The organism is Hymenobacter lapidarius, from assembly GCF_001816145.1.
Taxonomy (GTDB): Bacteria; Bacteroidota; Bacteroidia; order Cytophagales; family Hymenobacteraceae; genus Hymenobacter; species Hymenobacter lapidarius.
In genome coordinates, this window is record NZ_MDZB01000066.1 from 65,898 (window position 1) to 85,715 (window position 19,818).

Here is a 19,818-nt window from a genome sequence, read left to right on the forward strand (position 1 = left end):
ATAACTCATAATTGATTTTCAATGCGTTATCTCGCCGCGCAGGTCCTGCATGAGCAGCTGGCGAGTACGCTCCTCCCCCAGCCCGAGGCCGAGCACGAACATGAGCTTGGTCACGGCCGCTTCGGTGGTGATGTCGTCGCCGCCCACAATGCCCAGCTCCGCGAAACGGGCGCTGGTTTCGTACTTGCCCTGCACCACGCGGCCCTCCTCGCACTGGCTCACGTTGAGCAGCCACACGCCGCGGGCGCGGGCATTGGCCAGGCACTGCAGGAACCACGGCGCCGTGGGCGCATTGCCCGAGCCGTAGGTTTCGAGCACGCAGCCGCGCAGGCCGGCAATGCCCAATATGGCGCTCACCACGGCTTCGGTGATGCCTGGAAACAGGCGCAAGACCGCCACGCCAGTTTCCAGGTTGGAGTGCACTTTGAGCTTGGCGCCGGGCAGCAGCCGGATGCTTTTGTCGTCAAACTCCAGGCTGATGCCGGCACGGGCCAGCGGCGGGTAGTTTTCGCTTTTAAAGGCGGCAAACTGCTGGCTTTCAACCTTTTTAGCCCGCGTACCGCGAATCAATACATCATTAAAAAACACGCACACTTCCGGCACGCGCACGGTGTGGGCGCGGGGGTGGCGTGCCGCCGCAATTTCCAGCGCCGTCACGAGGTTGCGCTGGGCATCGGAGCGGCTGACGCCCACCGGCACCTGCGCGCCCGTAAACACCACCGGCTTGCCCAAATGCTCGAGCACGTAGCTTAGGGCCGCCGCCGAGTACGCCATGGTATCGGTGCCGTGCAGCACCACGAAGCCGTCGAAATCGGCATAATGCCGGCCGATGAGCTGGGCCAGAAACAGCCAGTCGGCGGGCGTCACGTTGCTGCTGTCGATGGGCGCGGGCAGGCTGAGCAGGGCGAGCTGAAACGGCAGGCGCGCCAGCTCGGGCATCTTGCGGTCGAGGCGACCGAACTGCATGGGCACCAGCTCGCCGCTGCGGTTGACAGCCATGCCCACCGTGCCCCCGGTGTAGATGATGAGCAGCCGCGGGGCCGCGGTATTGGCGGCATCGGCGAGGGTAGCCAGGGGCAGAAGCGGTAAATCGAGGTCGGGCATGGGCGAAGTAACACGGAAAATGGGCAGCGGTGCGCTGCCCGGCGCGCCGGGCAAGGCGGCGGCGGTTCACCGGCGCAAGGTAGCCCGCGGGTTTTTTTCGCCCGCCGCTCCAGCCCCACGCCGCCGGGCTTCGTATTGACTGCGGCCCCTCCATTCTTTTTTATGACCCTAACGGACCCCACCCCCGACAAACCCGTCTCCGACGTCATCGTTATCGGCGCCGGCATCATGAGCGCCACGCTGGCCGTGCTGCTCAAATCCCTCGACCCCGCCCTCACCATTGCCGGCTACGAGCGCCTCGACGCCGTGGCCGCCGAAAGCTCCGATGCCTGGAACAACGCCGGCACCGGCCACTCCGCCTTCTGCGAGCTCAACTACACCCCCGAGCGCCCCGACGGCTCCATCGACATCAGCAAGGCTGACAAGATTGCCGAGCAGTTTGAGCTCAGCAAGCAGTTCTGGGCTTCGCTGGTGCAGGAAGGCGTGCTTCCCGACCCGGCCTCGTTCATCCAAAGCATTCCGCACATGAGCTTTGTGTGGGGCGCGGCCAACGTGGAATACCTGCGCAAGCGGCACGCCGCCCTGCTGCACTCGCCCCTGTTTCAGGGCATGGAATTCAGCGAAGACCCCGCCCAGATTGCGGCCTGGATTCCGCTGGTGATGGACGGCCGCGACCCGGCCACGCCCGTGGCCGCCACCCGCATGGCAATGGGCACCGACGTGAACTTTGGCACCCTTACCAGCACCATGTACAACTGCGTGAAGAAGTTGCCCGGAGTCGATTTCAATCTGGGGCACGAGGTGGAAGACTTCCGGCGCAAGGACGACGGCATCTGGCGCCTCAAAGTCCGTAACGTGGCTACCGGCGAGAGCCGCATCGTGCGCGGGCGCTTCGTATTTATTGGGGCCGGCGGCGGCACACTCACGCTGCTCGAAAAAACCGAAATCCCGGAGGCCAACGGCTTCGGTGGCTTTCCCGTGAGTGGGCAGTGGCTGAAGTGCCAGAACCCCGAGGTGATTGCCCGCCACGAGGCCAAAGTGTATGGCAAGCCGGCCGTGGGCTCGCCGCCCATGTCCATGCCGCACCTCGACACCCGCCAGATTAACGGGCAAAAGGAGCTGCTTTTTGGCCCGTATGCGGGATTCAGCACCAAGTTTTTGAAGCAGGGCTCGTACACCGATTTGTTTAAGTCCATTGAACTGGGCAACATCCGGCCGCTGATTTTTGCCGGGGCGCGCAACCTGGGCCTGACACGCTACCTCATCGGGCAGGTGCTGCAGTCGCCGGAAGACCGCACTGCCGCCCTGCGCGAGTACTACCCCACCGCCAACCCCGCCGACTGGCAGCTGGCAGTGGCCGGCCAGCGCGTACAGGTCATCAAGAAAGACAAAAAAGCGGGCGGCGTGCTGGAATTTGGCACCGAAATGGTGACGTCGGCCGACGGCTCCATGGCGGCCCTGCTGGGCGCCTCGCCGGGCGCCAGCACGGCCGTGGCCATCATGCTCGATTTGGTACAAAAGTGCTTTCCCGAGCGGGCGGCCTCGCCCGAGTGGCAGGCCCGGTTCCGCACATTAGTGCCCTCCTTTGGTCAGAAGCTGGCCCCCGACCCGGCGCTGACGGCGGCAGTGCGCGAGCGCAGCCGCCAGGCGCTGCAATTGGAGCATTAAAAAATCACTCTGTCATCTTGAGCTTGCAGAGGATGACAATCAACCAAAAAACGAATTGCTGAACAACTGCATTTTTCACTCCAGCGGCTCCGGCTAGCGATTATTCATCTGCTTGAACCGTTCGTCAAGTTCGGCGCGGGAGGCCAGGCGGGCCTGCTCCGAGGTGCCGTACCCTACTTCCTGCTCGCCGGCGGCCAAGCGGGCCATCACTGAATCGGCAAAATCATCGACGGGCACGCCGAAGGTGTGCAGGCCGGGCCCGCCGAGGTCGGTATCCACGGCGGGCGGCACTATTTCGAGTACTGCTATGCCAATGAGTGCCAGCTGGTGGCGCAGCGAGAGCGTGAAGGAGTGCAGCGCGGCCTTGGTGGCCGAGTAGATGGGCGCAAAAGCGGCCGGCGCAAACGATAGTCCCGACGTGACGTTGATGATGGCGGGGCGGGCCTGCTGCCGCAGGTGCGGCGTGAGCAACATAGCCAGATGAATGGGCGCCTCCACGTTGATGACCAGCTCCTGGCGTCGAGTGTTCCAGTCGGCGGTGTCCTCCGCCAGCTCGATGCGGTTTTGGATGCCGGCGTTATTTACCAACACGTTGAGGCCCGGAAATTCGGTGGTAGCTCAGCGCACCGGCTCCACTCGCTCGGCGGCATCGGCCACGTCGCACACGCGGGTATGCAGGCCGGGGTACCGCTGCCGGGCTTCGGCCAGTTTTTCGGCGCGCCGACCACAGATAATGACTTCGCTGCCGGCTTGCAGGAACCGGACGGCCAGGGCCAGCCCAATGCCCGAAGCGCCGCCAGTAAGCAGCACGGTGTTGTTGGAGAGGTTCATACGCGGAAGGGTCTTTTTAGGAAACGAACCGCTCTAACAAGTGGCCCGGCCCGATGGTTGACAACCGGCCGCTGTGCAGCTTATCTTGCGGGCTTATTGCTGGCCTTACTCCCCGCGCTGCGCGCTTTATATGATTGTACTGGAACCCTTCACACCCACCGATTTCCCCCAACTTATTGACTGGGTAAGCGACGAGCGGCTGATGAAAGAATGGAGCGGCTCGATGTTTTCATTTCCCCTCACCGAGGTCGGCCTTACGTGGTACATTGAGGACTCCAACAACGTGGAAGACCCCAGCGTGTTTATCTACAAAGCCGTAGAGACCGCCACGGGCACTACGGTGGGCCATATTTCGCTGGGCGGCATCAGCCAGCGCGACCGGGCCGGGCGCATCACGCGCGTGCTGGTGGGCCACAGCACCGCCCGCCGCCGCGGCATCTGCCAGGGCATGGTGAAGGCTCTGCTGCGCATCGGTTTCGAGGACCTGAACCTGCACCGCATCAGCCTGGGCGTGTACGACTTCAACCACGCAGCCATCAACTGCTACCTCAAGGCCGGCTTCCAGCAGGAAGGCGTGATGCGCGACGTGGTGCGCCACGACGACGAGTACTGGAGTCTTATCGAAATGGGTATTTTGGAAGATGAGTGGCGCGCCCAGCAGCCGGCGGCCAGCGCCCACGCGTAACGTGGCCTCGTTATTGTTGAGCCGGGCTTAGCTCAACTAAAATCTGACGCCGACGTGGTGTGAAATCAATCGGTGTTAAATTGAGCCAAGTTATCCCCTTTCTCAGCTATTCTTCCCATGAACTTTCGATTTTCTCTCCTGCTTGGATTGCTGGTTACGGCAGTATCGGCCCAAGCTCAGACCGACGGCGTGGCCGCCCAGGCCAACCTCAGTGCTCTGGCCGCCGGGTCTCCCGCCTTAATTCCCAAGGGCGAAACCTACGGCGTGAAAGGCTCGCCCTACGCCGACAACCGCTGGCTGCCCGCCCAAATCAAACTGGCCAACTCCTTGCCGCTGGCCCCCGTGCCCCTGAAGTACGACGTGTTGGAACACAGGCTGCTGATGCGCCCCCTCAGCCGGGGCAACGACTCGCTGCTGCTCGACGACCGGCAAGTGGTGAGCTTTGTGCTGCTGGAGCCGCTTTCGGCCCTGGGTCCGGCGCGTCCGCGGCTGTTCCGCCGCTTTCTGGAGGCCCCCAACGAGCGGCAGCGCCAGGACTACGTGGAGGTGTTGCACCAAGGCCAGCACACCCTGCTGAAATACTATGTCAAATCGATGAAGAAGGCCGATTACCAGGGCGCGTACAGCAACGACCAGCGCTACGACGTAATCGACGACAAATCGGTGTACTACCTGCGCAGCCCCTTGGGCAGCCTGCAGTTGGTGAAACTTGGTCTCAAGCCCTTGCAGGCCGCCGCGCCGGCCCTGGCCGATGCCCTGAAAACCGCCGTGGCCACGCAACGCCCCAAAACCGATGCCGACTGGGCCGCGGTGCTGCGCGCCGTAGACCCCGCCCCTGCTAAATAGCCAGGGCGGCCGGTAGGCGAATGCCGAAACGGTGGGCCAGCGCCTGCTCATACGCCTCGGCATCGGCCAGGGCCGTGATGCTGACGGTGCCATCGGGCCGGCGAATTTTCAGCTCCCTATCCACCAGGCTGAGGCGGCAGTCGGGTGCTGCCAGGGTGGTGATGCGCTGCTTCCGGAAGGGCGAATCGGGCGACTGCGAGTAGTAGAAATTCATCATCTGGAAGTCGCTGGGCTGGGCCTCGTCCAGGGTGAAGGTGTAGAGGCTCTGCCACTCGCCCAGCAGGTGCAGCTGCAGGTGGAAGTTGTGCTGCGGGGCCGCATGCAGCCGGTAGCGGTCAAAAAACTGCTGGTGCTCGGGCCCCGCCACCAGCGAAATGGGCTCGATAAGTCCGTTGGCGCCAAAGCCCAGGTCGGCCAGCCACGGCTCGCCCGCCACTTCCACCAGCAGCACCTGGTGGGCGCGGGGCCGGAGCGGGTAGCCCGCCAGCAGGTTGCGCCCCACCAGGGGCGTGACGGTGAAGCCCAGCTGCTGCAGCACCAGCCGAAACAGGCCGTTGAGCTCGTAGCAATAGCCGCCCCGCCGCTCCTGAATCAGCTTTTGCGTCAGGCTGGCGGGGTCGAGGCTGATGGGCCGGTTGAGGTGAATGTCGAGGTTTTCGAAAGGGATGCTGAACGCCTGCGACCGGTGCAGGCCCACCAAGGTGGCCAGGGAGTGCGTGAGCGGGCCGTGGTAGCCGATGCGCGCGGTGTAGGCAGCAAGGTCGAGGGAGGAATGGGACATGGGCGGCAACGCAAAAGGCGGGGGATTTTCAGCTGAATTACGCCAGAAAAGACGTGCCGGTCAACTGTTCGCTGAGCTGCCACAGCTCCCGGGCGTGCGCGAGCGTATTGAAAGGGTGCTTCACGGGCTGGGGCTTTTTCTTGGCGAAGTACCCGCCACTGACCGTGGCAACCTCGGGCGCGGTGGCCAGAAAAATGCTGGTTTCGGCGCCCTCCTCCACCGAAATCATGAAGGGCCGCGCCAGCAGCGCGAGCTGGCTGAACAGACCGCCCGCACTGGCGCCGAAGTTGCTGGCCACCACGCCGGGGTGCACGGCATTGGTGGTGACGTTGGCAATGCCGTGGGCGCGCAGGCGGCGGGCCAGCTCCTGCGTGAAGAGGATGTTGTAGAGCTTGGTGTTGCCGTACACCCGCATGGCACCGTAGCTCCGCTCGGACTGAAAATCGGCCAAATTGGGCCTAGCGAATTTGTGGGCCTTCGACGAGAGGTTGACCACCCGGGCGGCCGGGCTGGCGCGTAGCTTGTCCAGCAGCAGGGACGTGAGCAGAAACGGCCCCAGGTGGTTGGTGGCCACGCCCAGCTCGTAGCCATCGACCGACACCTGGCGCTGCGACCCGAACAGCAAGCCGGCGTTGTTCACCAGCACGTCGAGGCGGGGGTAGCGGGCATTGAACTCGGCCGCCGTCCGGCGCACCGACGCCAAGTCGGCCAGGTCGGCCAGCAGCACGTCGACGCGCTGGTGCCCGGCGGCCGCTTGGATTTCCTGCTGCGTGGCGGTGGCTTTGTCGGCGTTGCGCGCCAGGAGTACTACGTGGGCGCCCCTTTTGGCCAGCTCGGTGGCGGTTACTTTGCCAATGCCGGAGGTGGCGCCGGTGACGAGGATAATTTGATGCTGAAGGTCGGACATGAGCGAAAATGCAAATAAAAATGAGGTAGCTGCGTAGACGTAACCCCGGGCGCAATGCTTGGTTTAATTGATTTCGCGCCCGACTTTGTCCCTATGAAAGCCCTTCTGCTCATCGACATTCAAAATGACTTCGTGCCCGGCGGCCGGCTGGCCGTGCCCGGCGGCGACGCTATTCTCCAGAACGTCAACAAGTTGCAAGTGCACTTCGACCTGGTGGTGGCCACCCAGGACTGGCACCCGGCCGGGCACCAGAGCTTTGCCAGCAGCCACCCGGGCCAGGCGCCCTTCGCGCAAATTGACCTGCACGGCCTGCCCCAAACGCTCTGGCCCGACCACTGCGTGCAGGAAACGCCCGGCGCGGCCCTCCACCCCGCCCTGGACACCCGCCGCGTGGAAGCCATTTTCCGCAAAGGCATGGCGCCGGACATCGATTCGTACAGCGCATTCTTCGACAACGGCCACCGCAAAGCCACCGGCCTCACCGCCTACCTGCGCGGCCGTGGCGTGACGGACGTGTACCTCGCTGGCCTGGCCGGCGACTTCTGCGTGTACTTTTCAGCGCTCGATGCCCAGGCCGCCGGCTTCACCACCCACGTCATCACCGACGCGACCCGCGCCATCAGCGACGATGGTTTTCGCGCGGCCCTGGCCGGTATGGAAGCGAAAGGAACCCATCTGGTGCTGAGCAGCGACTTGCTGGCTAATACCAATGACTACTGAACTAAGCTGCGCTCAACGCCCCCACAGTTGCCCTGTACTAACCTGTTGATTCTCGTTTCCGCGACCTTCCCCCTGGCTGGAAAGAAAGGGATACATCATTATTTTTGAGTCGGACACCCGGCCGCGTTCTGCTGGCGCTGCGGCCAGCCGTTGTAGCACATTCTCACAGATAGGAAATAGCTCCGGATTACGCTCGGCCGCCCTACAGCTGCCTGGATATCCGCATGCCGCTGTAGGAGTGGCCGTTCACGTTCAGGCCCTGCATGGGCACGAGGGAATACCCGCTCCGCCCCGATTTTTTGTGCAGCTGGGGCACCAGAATGCCCATGGCAGCACCCACGGTGTAGCCCACAATGTTGTCGGTGAGGAAGTGCTTGCCGGCCTCCATGCGATAATACCCCACGGCTGCGGGCACCAGGGCCGCCGCGCCCCAGATGTAGGGCTGGGCCGGCGAGTCGGGGTTGAAGTCGTGAAACACCTTGGCCGCAAAGAAAGTGGCCGTGGCGGTGTGGGCCGTGTGGCCGGCAAAAAACGAGTTGGTGGCAATTTTGCCGCTGCGGCTGTTGCCGCCTTCGGTGCCGTAGAGGTAGGGTCGGTAGCGGTACACGGTGCCCACGGTCATGGTGAACATGGCATCGGTGGCGAACATGGTTTGGAGGTAGAGCCCCAGCACTTGGCCGTAGCGCCCGCGCACGTCGGAATTCAGGGCCAGCAGGCCCGGCGCCACCAGCAGCGTAGGATAGCACAGCACGTCGCTGATGGTTTGGGCGCGGTTGCTGTAGTTGCCGGCCGCGAAACGGTCAATTTTGGGCACGTCGTTGCGGTCGAGGGCCACCAGCTCGTCATTGGAAAGGCCGCTTTTTTGCTTCACCAGGTACAAGCCAGTGGCGCTGAGGATGCCCAAACCGGCGGTGATGCCGCCATCTACCAGGAAGTCGGTTTTGTAGGGCGAAGGGGCTTTCTGAGCCAGGGCGGCAGGGGCCGGGGCCGTGAGCAGCGCACCCGACAGGGCGAGAGAAAAGAAAAGCTTCATCAAATAAGTAAGGTTAGGGTGGAGCTAAGTTGAACGCAAAAAGCCGCCTCTGAGTTAGCCGAGCCACCTTAATGGGGTCGTTTGTTTTTATTGGGAATTTGTATTGGGCGGCGAATTCTGCGGGTTGATTCCAGCCGCATTCCCCCCCATGCCAACCCGCGCGCCTAGCGGACCGATGCCAGCGCGTCTTTGCGCATCCAGCCGGTGGTGGTAACGTTTTCCCAGTTGGTGAACGCGACGTAGACGGCCGCGCCGCGCTCTTCGCCCAGGCGCACGTTGTCGCCGCGCACGCAATGTGCTTTGCGGGGCGTGGCCAGGTCCGGGGTGTTATGGAAGTAGGCGCGGTCTGTCTGAACCACGGCGCGGCGGGCACCGCTGGCAGCCGCTGGCGGCGGGAAACTGCCGGCGCGCGGGGCCGCGTTGGAGGCGGGCGGCTCGGGACCCGTGGCTGCAGGCGCCGGGGCAGTGGCCGGGCGCTCAGCCGCAGTGCTGAGCTCCTGCCGCTTGAGCCAGCCGGTGCTACGGTCGCCGGCGGGGCCCACGAAACCGGTTTTCACAAAGCCGTTCCACTCGCCTTCGCCGTAGAAAACATCGCCGCGCCGTAGGTACTTGCCGTTGGGAGTTGACTGCTGGGGGTTGTCGAAGAAATAGGCCGTGCCCACCGCCACGCGGTAGCGCCGGCCCACGCCGGCAAGGGGCCCCGTTGGTGCGATTGCGGAAGCCGATTCGGGATTTTCCGGGGCTGTGGCCGAGGGCTCAGACGGCGGAGCAGCGGGTTGGTCGACCACCAGCTCCGAGTTGCGGCGACGGGACTTATCATCGGAACAGGCCCCCAGCACGGCCAGCAGCCCGCCGCCCACCACAACCCAGCGCCGCACCACCCACCCAAACTTGGGGGCAACATTTCGGAAACGGGCCGGGCCCGGACCTGTAGGGCGGGACAAAGCGGCGGCGAAGAAGAACATCATTTTCGTGTGACTTAGCGGACTTTTCCTTACGTACTGCAAACGCATACGTGGGTTTGGCCGCCAGAATCCATTTTGCTTCGTTGCCCGGGGCGTGTTCAGGCCAGGTGAACCCAGGGCCGGGCGGCGGCCAGCAGGTCGTTGCCCATAAAGGTGAAGGTGAGGCTGCCGCTGTCGCCGGTTTGGATTTGGGTGGAGTAGAACGTCATCCACAAAGAGGTTTCGGCCCGAAACGCGCCAACCGCCGACCACGGAATGAGCAACGGCGCGTGCCCCACCCCAAATGGAAACCCCGCGGCCAGGACCAGCCCCTCGGGCGAGGCACCGGCCTTAATGGCGCCCCGGTAGCGCACGCCATCCACGCTGGCCTGCCCCAGCCGAAACAGGGGCACCGCAGGCAGGTGGGCCACCTCATAGTGCGTGGCCAGCCGCTGCCAGCCGGCCAAAGCCAGCCCCTTCACAATGAGGCACCAAAGCCCCACGAAGAAAGCCAGCCCCAGCGGCGGAATCAATAGGAAATAGTAGTTCATGCACCCCGCATTCGGCCCGCGAAGCCAGACGATGCAGCCGCAGGTTTTGGTGGCGCTCGTTGGCCACCTGGCGCAGCCGCTGCTGATGGGCTAGCAGGGAGAGCCAAATATCACCTCCTGCAGGCGCCCGTTCCGAAAGAGCAGGTCCAACGAATCGTCCATCCGCTTGCCTTTGTCGTAAAGGGGCACGCTCATCATTTCCACCGAACGGCCTTCATACAGTACTTTGGCAGGCTTGGCCGACACCGGGTAGAAGCGGCGAACGTCTGCAAGGGTGGTGTTCCTGTTGAGGGTCAGCTTGCCCACCTTGCCTTGGAACTTACCCGAAGTAACCTCGAAACTGGACAGTATCTCCCGGTTTTCGTTCACTTCGTACATGGTTTGGCCGTAGTACCACGCGCGGCTACTGGGGCCGTTTATTGTCTCTAGCTCGCCGGCGCATTCAAATGTGGTTTTGGAAATGCTATCGGGCCGCCCTAGCTGGCTTTCCAGCTGCTGAACGGTCAGCGGCTCCTTGGATTTGCCGTTGACGGTGACCATGCTCAGCTCAACAAACTCTGTGTTGGCGGGCTCTGCGTTGGCTGGCGCCGTTGTAGCGGCCTTTGGGGTTGAGCCCCCTGACGCAGTCGGGGGAGTGGAGTTGCTTTGGCAGGCAGCCAGGCAAAACAACACAGGTGCAAATTGGTAGATTAGGTTCTGTGCGCCAGCGGGGCTAATCAGTTGCTGGGAGCGCGCACCAAATATTACCAAAAATCTGCCGCCGGCACCAGAAACACACCTACCTGGTCGACCTTGAGCGTTACCTGGGTTAGAAATCCCCCGTTCACACCTACCTGGAAAATTCTGGTGCTACCTCATTGAGCCCAAAACGTCATGCCGAGCGCAACTGAAGCATCTCGTAGGTCTATGCTCGGCATGCGTTTTGGTTAACCGCTTATTTGGTAGCCGGCTACTTTAGCTTGATGCCTTGCGCCGCCATTTCCTTTTCCGCCCTGGCGTGGTTGGCCAGGTACTCGGCGTGCTGGGCGGCCGTGCGCTCGGTGCCGAGGCTGGCGAGGTGCTCGCGCAGCTTGTCGGCGGGCAGGTCGGCGCCGTACGACGGGGTGCCGGGCTGCTGCCGCCACGATTCGTGCAGGCTGCCGTCGTCCACGGCATCAAAGCCCAGCTCATCCACCAGGGCCATTACCTTCTGCTTGGCGGCGGCATCGTCGCCGGCCACGGGCAGGGAAATGCGGCCGGGCGTGCCGGCGGGCTGGCCCTTGTTTTCGAGGTGGTCGGCGTAAATATTGTTGAACACTTTCACCACCGGACGGCCCAGGTGCTGCTGCACCCATTCGCTTTCGGTGAGGGCGCCGCTTTCCAGCTCCGGCATCTGGCCGTCGCGCAGCAGCGGGTAGTAGTTGCTCGTATCGATAACGGGCACATCGGCGGCCACGCCCGCGAACAGGTCTTTGGGCAGGTCGGGGATATTTTTCAGCGGAATGGTCACCACGATGATTTCGCCGTGCTGGGCTGCTTCCCGGGCCGTGACGGGCGTAGCGCCGGTTTTTTGGGCCACGTCCTTCAGCGTTTCGGGGCCGCGGGAGTTGGCGATTTGTACCGAGTGACCGAGGCTGACGAGCCGCACGGCCAGGGCGCTGCCGATGTGGCCGGCCCCGATGATTCCAATGTTCATCCTGCGAAGATTTAGGATTTGCGCGGCGGCGATGCGCTACCGCAGGTAGCTAAACAGCGGGGGCGGCGAGTTGCTTTACTCCGAAGGGAATTTGCCCGGGCCGGCAGAACGATTGCAGGCCGGGTATTTAAAACGGAACGTCATGCTGAGCGCAGCCGAAGCATCTCGCGTGCAGCAGTAAATTAATCGATTGAGTTACTACCACACGCGAGATGCTTGGCCGCGCTCAGCATGACGTGCTTTTATTCTTCCCTCCTGCCCTACTCTAACCTCGGAATCTTCGCCCCGCGCTCCCGCGCTACGTCCTGGGCCAACTCGTACCCGGCGTCGGCGTGGCGGAAAATGCCCATGCCGGGGTCGGTGGTGAGGACGCGCTTCAGGCGTTCGGCTTTTTCGGGGGTGCCGGTGGCTACTATCACCATGCCGGAGTGGGTGGAGTTGCCAATGCCCACGCCGCCGCCGTTGTGCAGGCTCACCCAGTCGGCGCCGCTGGCGCAGTTGGCCAGGGCGTTGAGCAGCGGCCAGTCGGCGACGGCGTCGGAGCCGTCCTTCATGCCTTCGGTTTCGCGGTTGGGCGAGGCCACCGAGCCGCAGTCGAGGTGGTCGCGGCCGATGACGATGGGGGCCGAAACTTCGCCCTGCGCCACGAGGTCGTTTATCACGAGGCCCAACTGCTCACGCTCGCCGTAGCCCAGCCAGCAAACTCGCGCCGGCAGGCCGATGAAGGGCACCTTGGCCTGCGCTTTGGCTATCCAGCGGGCCAGCATTTTATTCTCAGGGAACGTTTCGAGCAGGGCGCGGTCAATGCGCAGAATATCCTGCGGGTCGCCGCTGAGGGCGGCCCAGCGGAAAGGTCCCTTGCCTTCACAAAACAGCGGCCGGATGTAGCCGGGCACGAAGCCGGGGTACAGAAACTGGCCGGCTGAGTCGCGCACTTTCAGCCCGCCTTTTTCGGCCTGGCCGCGCAGGTTGTTGCCGTAGTCCACGGCAATGGTGCCGCGCCGCTGCATCTCCAGGATGGCTTCCACGTGCTTCACGATGGACGCCAGGGCCCGCTTCTTGAATGCCTCGGGATTGGCGGCGCGCAGGGCCAGCACCTCATCAATGTCGCCCTCGGGAATGTAGTCCATCAGGTCGTGAGCTGAAGTTTGGTCGGTCACGATTTCGGGTTTGAAGCCCAGCTCCAGCAGCTGCGGCAGCACCGTGGCCGCGTTGCCGGTGAGGCCCACCGACCAGCCTTTGCCGGCGGCTTTGGCCTGCTCGCACAGCACCAGGGCGTGGGCGAGGTCCCGGGCCTGCTCGTCTACGTAGCCTTCGCGCACTTTCTGCTGCACCCGCTCCTCAATCGGCTCAATGACGAGGCACACGCCGTCGTTCATGGTCACGGCCAGGGGCTGGGCGCCGCTCATGCCGCCCAGGCCGGCAGTGAGGGTAATGGTGCCGCGCAGGCTGCCGCCGAAATGCTGGTCGGCCATCGCGGCAAACGTCTCATACGTGCCCTGCAAAATGCCCTGGGTGGCAATGTAAATCCAGGAACCGGCCGTCATCTGGCCGTACATCATCAGGCCCAGGCGGTCGAGCTCGTCGAAGTATTCCTGGGTGCTCCAGGCGGGCACAAGGTTGCTGTTGGCGATGAGCACGCGGGGGGCGTAGGCCCAGGTTTTGAGCACGCCTACGGCCTTGCCGCTCTGCACCAGCATGGTTTCGTCGGGCTCCAGCTCTTTCAGCGTTTTCACAATAACCTGATATTCCTTCCAGTTGCGGGCGGCGCGGCCGGCCCCGCCGTACACAATCAGCTCGTCATACACCAGGCTCACGGCGGGGTCGAGGTTGTTTTCCAGCATCCGCAGGGCGGCTTCGGCTTCCCAGGTTTTGCAGCGCAGGGTGGTGCCGTGGGCCGCCCTAACTGTTTCTTCGGGCTTGAACTCGTAGAACATCGGGCGCTGGCCGGCGGGCTTAATCGGCACTGCGGACAGGGAGTTGGCTTCGAGGTTGAGCTCGGCGGTGTCTTTTTCGGCAGAGGGGAACGCGGACATGGAAAGGGGCGGGCTTGGGTGGATGGGCAAGATATGAAAAGGGCAGAGGAAGGACGCACGCCCACGCTACCCTGCTCAATTTTTGCATATTCCGCCGCACCCAACCGCACGCCAATACCGTAAGAAACGGCATGCGGGTAAGATGCCCCAGGTAGATTAGAGATGCACGTCCGGCCGCCACATGGCTTCGCTCAGTTCCCCCTTGCGCCACCCATGCCCACCACCACGACTCTATTACCCTCTCCCCCTATGAGCGCCGACTACCAACCCATCGACTGCGGCTTCTACGACGAGCTGGAAGCCGCTGCCACCCTAAAGAAACGCGTGGCCCTGCAGTACTTCAACGACCTGCGCCAGCTCTGCCTGGGTTCCGGGGTAATAGACACGCTTTTTATTCGCGACAAAGTCGAATTCATGCGCCTGAAATCCGGCGAAGAAATCCGCCTCGACCACCTCATCCGGCTCGACGACAAGCCCGCCCCGGCTTACGCCGACTATCCCGATTTCAGCTGCGGCTGCTAGGGTCACCGGCCAGGGACTACGCCCCCGCATTCGTTGCAGTGGCGCGGGTGCAGCTGGGCGGTGCCACGGCGTGATTGACAGGAGCTGACATGAATTCTCGTTCAGAACCTGTTTGAGCAAATAAAAACGGTCATGCCGAGCGCAGTCGAAGCACCTTGCCAGACAGACCACGGCCGTTTAAAGTAAAGGTCCAATGGAAGAGGCGTGAGAAGGTCCTTCGTCCTCTGCTTCAATCGCGGAATGCTCAGGATGACAGGCGTGGGGCATTACGAAACAGGTTATTCAAGGCCACGCCTCCTTTTGAGGCAGAACCCCGTATGCTTTCAGTATTCAGTTGTTTTACTTTCCTAACCCCCACTCCCATGGATACTGTAGCCGCCGGCGTCACCCAGCTGCGCATTCAGCGCTTTGTCAACGTTTACTTCGTCGAAACCGGCACGCCCGGCGAGTGGGTGCTGATTGATACCGGCCTGCCGGGCAGCGCCAAAACCATCATTGCCGCCGCCGACAAGCTGTTTTACCCCGGCAGCCACCCCGAGGCTATTCTGCTCACCCACGGCCACCTCGACCACCTCGGCTCGGCCAAAGAGCTGGCCGACCACTGGAAAGTGCCCGTCATTGCCCATCCCCTGGAGCTGCCCTACCTGACCGGCAAGGCCCAGTACCCGCCGCGCGACCCCACCGTGGGCGGCTCGCTAGCCTTCATGAGCCGGTTTTTTCCGGCACAGCTCCCCAACCTCGCCGAGCGGGTGCAGGCCCTCAACGCCAACGACCCTTCCACGCCCCATCTCATGAGCTGGCGCTGGCTGCACGTGCCGGGCCACGCCCCCGGCCAGTTGGCCTTCTTCCGCGAAGCCGACCGGACCCTGATTGGGGGCGACGCCTTTGCGACTGTTCACCACGACTCCGTGCCGGCCATTCTGCTGGGGCGCCCCAAAATCAGCCGGGCCGGCACCCCGTTCAACTACGATTGGGAAGCCTCCCACCGCTCGGTGCAGCTGCTGGCCGATTTGGAGCCCAAAGCCATTGGCTGCGGCCACGGCCCGGTCATTGCCGGCCCCGAGGCGGCGGCGGGCCTGCGCGCGCTGGCTGACAACTACCCCGTGCCCGCCCACGGCCGCTACGTACCAGAAGCCGCCCGCACCGATGCCAGCGGCGTGGAGCACCTGCCCCCCGCGCCCGCCGACAAGCTGCCCGTGCAGGCCGCGGCCATCGGCGCGGGCATCCTGCTGGCGGGCGCGGCGTGGTTCTTTACCGGCGGCCGGCGTCGCGGGCGCCAGCAGCCGCGGCCACCCCGGTCAAAAAGGCCGTAATCACAGTGGCCGCCAGCCGGGCCGTCTGGTGGTCGCGGTCGTAAACGGGGTTGAGCTCCATCACCTCAAACAGCCGAACCTGCTCGTTTTTCCCTGCCAAAAAAGCTACTTCCACAGCCTGACGCGGCGTAAATCCGTCGGCGCTGGGGGCCGATACGCCCGGCGCATACGCCTCGGCGCAGCTGTCTACGTCGAAGCTCACGAAGGCCGGCCCGGCGCTGGTGGCGCGGCTGAGGGCGCGCGTCAGGTACAGCTCCATGCCTTCCTTTTGCACGTGGGCCAGGGGCACGATGTGGGCGGCCTGCTCGTGCAGGAAGTCGATATCCTCTCTGGTGTTGAGGTTGGAATGCAGGCCAATTTCCGTGAAGCGGGCGCCGGCCACAAAGCCTTCGCGCAGCAGCTTGCCAAAGGGCGTGCCGCTGCTGATGTCGGGCCGGTCCTTCACATCGGCGTGGGCGTCCAGATTAATGCCGCCCACGGCCTGCCCGCCGCCGGCATCAAACAACCCGCGCACCGAAGAGTAAGAGCCGTCGTGTGAGCCCCCCAGCACGATAACGCGCGGGTAGGTACGCAGCAGCTGGCCCACCCGCTCCCGAATGTGGTCGTGGTTGGCGGCATGGTCGGTATGATGCAGTTCTAGGTCGCCGACGTCGGCAATGCGCATGTGCTCCAGACTGATGTCGTGCTCCAGATTATAGGTTTTATGGTAACGCCGCAACTCGTGGCGAATGGCCACCGGGCCGCCCACGGCCCCGCCCCGGCCCCTTTCCAGCACAGTGCCAAAATCCAGGGGCAGGCCCACGATGCATACTTCCGCTTCGGGCAGCTCGGCAGCGGGGCGGATGAGTTCGTGAAGAAAGGTAGCCATGGCGTGCGGGGTTAGGGAGTTTCAAAAGAACGAGGTGAAAGCTCAGGCAACCAAGCAAAATTGCCCGAAATACGAGAACGTCATGCTGAGCGCAGCCGAAGCATGACGTTGTAAACGGTATGAGAATCCCGCGCCCGGCAGGCCGGGCACTGTCTTTGCAAGGTAGCCGAAGTACTCGGCGCAGCACCCCGGGCCCTATCTTCGGGACTGGTTTGGGTACGTTTATGTGAAATCTATGGCTAATTCCGCGTTGCACACTACTTTATTCACCGCAGCCGGCTGGCTTACGGCCGCGCTGCTGCCCGCAGCGGCTCAGGGCTTGCCCCCAGCGCTGCTGCCTTCATTTTACGCCACCTACCAATACACCGGCTACGTTGTGTACGAGGACTCCAGCGCCGCGCCGCCCACCGCAGTGCGCGGCGTGGGCGGCACCCTCACCCTGCGCCCCGACGGCACCTACGAGAAGCACTTGAGCATTGTGGCGCCCAGCGGCCCGCACTATTTCAACCAGACCGGCCGCTTCGCCCTGGCCGGCGACAGCATCCGCTTCGCATTCACCGACCTGAAAGGCTCCGACGTGCAGCGCGGCACCTTTCGCTTCGACCCCGCCACCAAGCGCCTCACGGTGAGCATTATCGGCTATCCCAGCGGCAACAAAGGAGTGTACGAGCTGGTGGCCGCCGAACCCAACGCCACGCCCGCGCCCAAAGCGTCCCGCAGCAAGCCCACGAAAAAGGCCCGCCGCTAGCGTCCCGCGAGGCTGCATTTGGCTCCCCCCGCCCCTTCTGGCTAACTTGCGGCCCGTTTCAGCGGAACGGGTTTGCCGCAAGGCCGCAACGCATTGGTGTTGTGCTACATTACTCAGTCACTCAGTTACTAAGTCACAGCAAATGGGACGCGCATTCGAATTTCGCAAAGGCCGCAAAATGAAGCGGTGGGATAAAATGTCGAAAGACTTCACCCGCATCGGCAAAGAAATTGTGATGGCGGTGAAGGAAAACGGCCCCAACCCCGACACCAACGCCCGCCTGCGGGCCGCCATGCAAAACGGCAAAGGCGTGAACATGCCCAAAGACCGGGTGGAAGCCGCCATCAAGCGCGCCAGCAGCAAGGAGGAAAAGGACTACCAGGAAGTGGTGTACGAAGGCTACCTGCCCCACGGCGTGGCCGTGGTCATCGAAACCGCCACCGACAACCCCACCCGCACCGTTTCCAACGTCCGCCTCATCTTCAACCGCAACGAGGGCACCCTGGGCACCGCCGGCTCTTCCGACTACACTTTCACCCGCAAAGGCGTGTTTAAGCTGGCCGCCGAAGGCCTCGACCGCGACGAAATGGAGCTGGAGCTCATCGACTTCGGTGCCGAAGACGTGTACGAAACCGCCGAGGAGGACGAACACGGCGCCGAGCACAAGTACATCGTGGTCGAAACCGCTTTCACCGACTTTGGCCAGATGCAGAAAGCTCTCGAAGCCCAGGGCCGCCACGTGGTGAGCGTGAACCTGCAACGCGTGCCCAACACCACCGTCTCGCTCAACGACGAGCAGCTGGAGGAAGTAATGAACATTATTGAGAAGTTCGAGGACGACGAAGACGTGCAGGCCGTGTACCACACGGTGGGCTAGCATCCACTGACTGCCTTTGATTTATCATCAGGAACGTCGTGCTGCACTGCCCGAGATACCCCGCTGCTGCACAGTATCCAAGTACTATCGCAACAGGGATGCTTCGGTCGGCACGGCATGACGTTCTGCCTTTTGCCCCCTTTCTACCCGCAAACCATGCCCGCTGCCGAACCCTCCGCTTCAGTAGCCCCGGGCGCACCGCTTGGCCGCCAGCAGTCCGGCGGCTACCTGCCGGCCCTCACGGGGCTGCGGGCCATTGCGGCCTGGCTGGTTTTTTTTAACCATTACCCCCTGGGGCCCTTGCCGCCGCCCGGCTCGGCCCGCGCCTTTCAGTACTTCGTGGACGAGTCGCACGGGTTGCCGCTGCTGTTGCTGCTCAGCGGCTTTCTCATCGCGCTGCGGTACGACAACGCCAGCACCGGCAGCTTCAGCCCCCGTGGCGGCTGGAAGAGTTACCTGCAAAACCGCCTAGCCCGGGTGTATCCGCTGTATGCCCTGCTCACCCTGGCCACGTTTGGCTTGCTCTGGCATTGGCGCTCCCCGCAGGCCACTCCCGCGCACCTGCTGCTCAACCTGTCGCTGCTGCGGGGCTTTTTCGACGAGTATAAGTTCACCGGCATCGGCCAGGCCTGGTCTTTGACCTTACTCGAATGCTTTTACCTGGCAGCCCCGCTGCTCATGGCCTTGCGGGCGAGGGGCGTAGCGCTGTGGCTGCAGCCGCTGCTGTTGCTGGCTATGGGCGCCGGCCTAGTGGCCCTCCTGGCCCCGCTCAACTGGCACGGGCTGTTCGGGTCCTATCCGTTTATGCTGAGCTATACTTTCCTGGGCCACAGCATGGAGTTCTTCATCGGAGCATGGCTGGCAGGCCGCTACCGGTCAGGGCGCCTGGGCTCTCCTTCAGGCCCATGGCGCACCATTGGCGGTGTTGCCCTGTGGGTAGCCGTAACGGCCGGGCTGGGCCTCACGCAGGCCCAGTTCCACAACCCGGACCACCCCCTCACGCTCGTCCTGAACTTAGTGGGCTTGCCCGCAGCAGGCGGCCTGCTCTTCGCTGGCCTGCTGAGCGAGGTTTCCTGGTTCCGGCACCTGTTGAGCAGCAGCCTGTTTCAAAAGCTGGGGCGCAGCTCCTATGCTTTTTACTTATTACACGCCGGGCCGCTGGCGTTCTGGGTATATGATTGGTTGCCGGGCATTTGGTGGCTTCAATTGATGGCCGTTCAAGCAGTATCTTATGGCACTTACCAAGTGGTTGAGGCCCCTTTACAAAGGTTATTCAGCGCAAGAAAACTAAAGCCCCTCCACGTAGCATAATCTCTCACTCCTGATTATTACATTCAAGGCATGAATTATTCACTGGTAGCAGCTGCTCTTTTCCTCACTGCCTTAGAGGCGAAAGCCCAAGTTGATACAACGAGTAGCGGGGCGGTAAAACTGGGCATAGGGGTCGGCTACAATGACACAAACCAAGAACAGGGACTGGGAATACTCTCATCAATTGGCTACCAAAAATCATTCGGTCCTAAGAGCCTGTTAAAATTTACGAATAAGGTGCCGAATACTGGACAAATACAAGGTAGCCTCGGCGCTGCTGGTTTCGCATTCGAAGTCGCGGCTCAGTCGTCGGTCCCAGTGCAACCAGCTGATGGAACGCTCCACAACCCAGCGCGTGGGTTGCGGGGTAAAGCCGCCGCCGCCGCTTAGGCCGGGGG

At 63.1% G+C, this 19,818-nt stretch carries 19 protein-coding genes and 1 pseudogene; 9 read left to right on the plus strand and 11 right to left on the minus strand.

What is annotated here, in order from left to right; translation table 11 throughout:
- Positions 1 to 18 precede the first annotated feature (18 nt).
- A complete protein-coding gene (locus tag BEN47_RS03235; RefSeq protein WP_083322067.1) occupies positions 19 to 1,104 on the minus strand; it encodes an asparaginase in 1,086 nt (361 codons plus the stop codon).
- 162 nt (positions 1,105 to 1,266) lie between these two features.
- On the opposite strand from BEN47_RS03235, the gene mqo reads away from it, so the two are divergent.
- Positions 1,267 to 2,772, plus strand: coding sequence for a malate dehydrogenase (quinone) (gene mqo / locus BEN47_RS03240; RefSeq protein ID WP_070725049.1), 1,506 nt, complete (start codon positions 1,267 to 1,269; stop codon positions 2,770 to 2,772).
- Positions 2,773 to 2,865: 93 nt separating this feature from the next.
- Here the strand turns inward: mqo and BEN47_RS03245 are convergent.
- Positions 2,866 to 3,603, minus strand: a pseudogene (locus tag BEN47_RS03245) (SDR family oxidoreductase).
- A 130-nt stretch (positions 3,604 to 3,733) separates the two neighbouring features.
- Between BEN47_RS03245 and BEN47_RS03250 the strand changes: the two are divergent.
- Together BEN47_RS03250 and BEN47_RS03255 are read left to right on the plus strand one after the other, a co-directional pair.
- Positions 3,734 to 4,288 (plus strand): GNAT family N-acetyltransferase, encoded by a 555-nt coding sequence (locus tag BEN47_RS03250; protein ID WP_070725052.1) that lies wholly within the window; start codon positions 3,734 to 3,736, stop codon positions 4,286 to 4,288.
- A 117-nt stretch (positions 4,289 to 4,405) separates the two neighbouring features.
- Complete coding sequence (locus tag BEN47_RS03255) at positions 4,406 to 5,134, plus strand: hypothetical protein (protein WP_125921468.1); 729 nt, start codon at positions 4,406 to 4,408, stop codon at positions 5,132 to 5,134.
- Here the strand turns inward: BEN47_RS03255 and BEN47_RS03260 are convergent.
- Positions 5,127 to 5,915, minus strand: coding sequence for an arylamine N-acetyltransferase family protein (locus BEN47_RS03260; RefSeq protein ID WP_070725056.1), 789 nt, complete (start codon positions 5,913 to 5,915; stop codon positions 5,127 to 5,129). The genes BEN47_RS03255 and BEN47_RS03260 overlap by 8 nt on opposite strands.
- A 37-nt stretch (positions 5,916 to 5,952) precedes the next feature.
- A complete protein-coding gene (locus tag BEN47_RS03265; protein WP_070725058.1) occupies positions 5,953 to 6,822 on the minus strand; it encodes an SDR family oxidoreductase in 870 nt (289 codons plus the stop codon).
- 93 nt (positions 6,823 to 6,915) lie between these two features.
- Here BEN47_RS03265 and pncA point away from each other — a divergent pair, with 93 nt between their 5' ends.
- Complete coding sequence (gene pncA, locus BEN47_RS03270; protein WP_070725060.1) at positions 6,916 to 7,542, plus strand: bifunctional nicotinamidase/pyrazinamidase; 627 nt, start codon at positions 6,916 to 6,918, stop codon at positions 7,540 to 7,542.
- 202 nt (positions 7,543 to 7,744) lie between these two features.
- Here the strand turns inward: pncA and BEN47_RS03275 are convergent, their stop codons facing one another.
- From BEN47_RS03275 to hutU, 6 genes are all read right to left on the minus strand, one after another.
- Entirely contained in the window at positions 7,745 to 8,575 is an 831-nt protein-coding gene (locus BEN47_RS03275; protein WP_070725062.1) for a phosphatase PAP2 family protein, read from the minus strand.
- Positions 8,576 to 8,739: 164 nt separating this feature from the next.
- On the minus strand, positions 8,740 to 9,519 hold the full coding sequence (locus BEN47_RS03280) for a hypothetical protein (RefSeq protein ID WP_125921469.1): 780 nt from the start codon (positions 9,517 to 9,519) through the stop codon (positions 8,740 to 8,742).
- 119 nt (positions 9,520 to 9,638) lie between these two features.
- Complete coding sequence (locus tag BEN47_RS03285; protein WP_070725066.1) at positions 9,639 to 10,070, minus strand: hypothetical protein; 432 nt, start codon at positions 10,068 to 10,070, stop codon at positions 9,639 to 9,641.
- A gap of 90 nt (positions 10,071 to 10,160) precedes the next feature.
- Positions 10,161 to 10,610, minus strand: coding sequence for a hypothetical protein (locus tag BEN47_RS03290; RefSeq protein ID WP_070725068.1), 450 nt, complete (start codon positions 10,608 to 10,610; stop codon positions 10,161 to 10,163).
- A 409-nt stretch (positions 10,611 to 11,019) separates the two neighbouring features.
- Complete coding sequence (locus tag BEN47_RS03295) at positions 11,020 to 11,778, minus strand: NADPH-dependent F420 reductase (protein WP_317039449.1); 759 nt, start codon at positions 11,776 to 11,778, stop codon at positions 11,020 to 11,022.
- A gap of 227 nt (positions 11,779 to 12,005) precedes the next feature.
- Positions 12,006 to 13,781 (minus strand): urocanate hydratase, encoded by a 1,776-nt coding sequence (gene hutU / locus BEN47_RS03300; protein ID WP_083322066.1) that lies wholly within the window; start codon positions 13,779 to 13,781, stop codon positions 12,006 to 12,008.
- Between the two features lie 213 nt (positions 13,782 to 13,994).
- Here hutU and BEN47_RS03305 point away from each other — a divergent pair, with 213 nt between their 5' ends.
- Together BEN47_RS03305 and BEN47_RS03310 are read left to right on the plus strand one after the other, a co-directional pair.
- The gene (locus BEN47_RS03305; RefSeq protein ID WP_125921470.1) at positions 13,995 to 14,303 is read left to right on the plus strand and encodes a hypothetical protein; all 309 of its coding nucleotides are present in this window, start codon (positions 13,995 to 13,997) and stop codon (positions 14,301 to 14,303) included.
- 362 nt (positions 14,304 to 14,665) lie between these two features.
- Positions 14,666 to 15,616 carry an MBL fold metallo-hydrolase gene (locus BEN47_RS03310; RefSeq protein WP_158010816.1) on the plus strand — a complete coding sequence of 317 codons (951 nt, stop codon included), beginning with the start codon at positions 14,666 to 14,668 and terminating at the stop codon, positions 15,614 to 15,616.
- On the opposite strand, the gene BEN47_RS03315 is transcribed toward BEN47_RS03310, so the two are convergent.
- Positions 15,555 to 16,484, minus strand: coding sequence for an arginase family protein (locus BEN47_RS03315; RefSeq protein WP_070725075.1), 930 nt, complete (start codon positions 16,482 to 16,484; stop codon positions 15,555 to 15,557). The genes BEN47_RS03310 and BEN47_RS03315 overlap by 62 nt on opposite strands.
- Before the next feature lie 250 nt (positions 16,485 to 16,734).
- Here BEN47_RS03315 and BEN47_RS03320 point away from each other — a divergent pair, with 250 nt between their 5' ends.
- The 3 genes from BEN47_RS03320 to BEN47_RS03330 all read left to right on the plus strand — a co-directional run bounded on the left by BEN47_RS03320 (position 16,735) and on the right by BEN47_RS03330 (position 19,420).
- Complete coding sequence (locus BEN47_RS03320) at positions 16,735 to 17,232, plus strand: hypothetical protein (RefSeq protein ID WP_158010818.1); 498 nt, start codon at positions 16,735 to 16,737, stop codon at positions 17,230 to 17,232.
- 142 nt (positions 17,233 to 17,374) lie between these two features.
- Entirely contained in the window at positions 17,375 to 18,109 is a 735-nt protein-coding gene (locus BEN47_RS03325; RefSeq protein WP_070725080.1) for a YebC/PmpR family DNA-binding transcriptional regulator, read from the plus strand.
- A 156-nt stretch (positions 18,110 to 18,265) separates the two neighbouring features.
- The gene (locus tag BEN47_RS03330) at positions 18,266 to 19,420 is read left to right on the plus strand and encodes an acyltransferase family protein (protein WP_158010820.1); all 1,155 of its coding nucleotides are present in this window, start codon (positions 18,266 to 18,268) and stop codon (positions 19,418 to 19,420) included.
- The last annotated feature ends 398 nt before the right edge of the window (positions 19,421 to 19,818 follow it).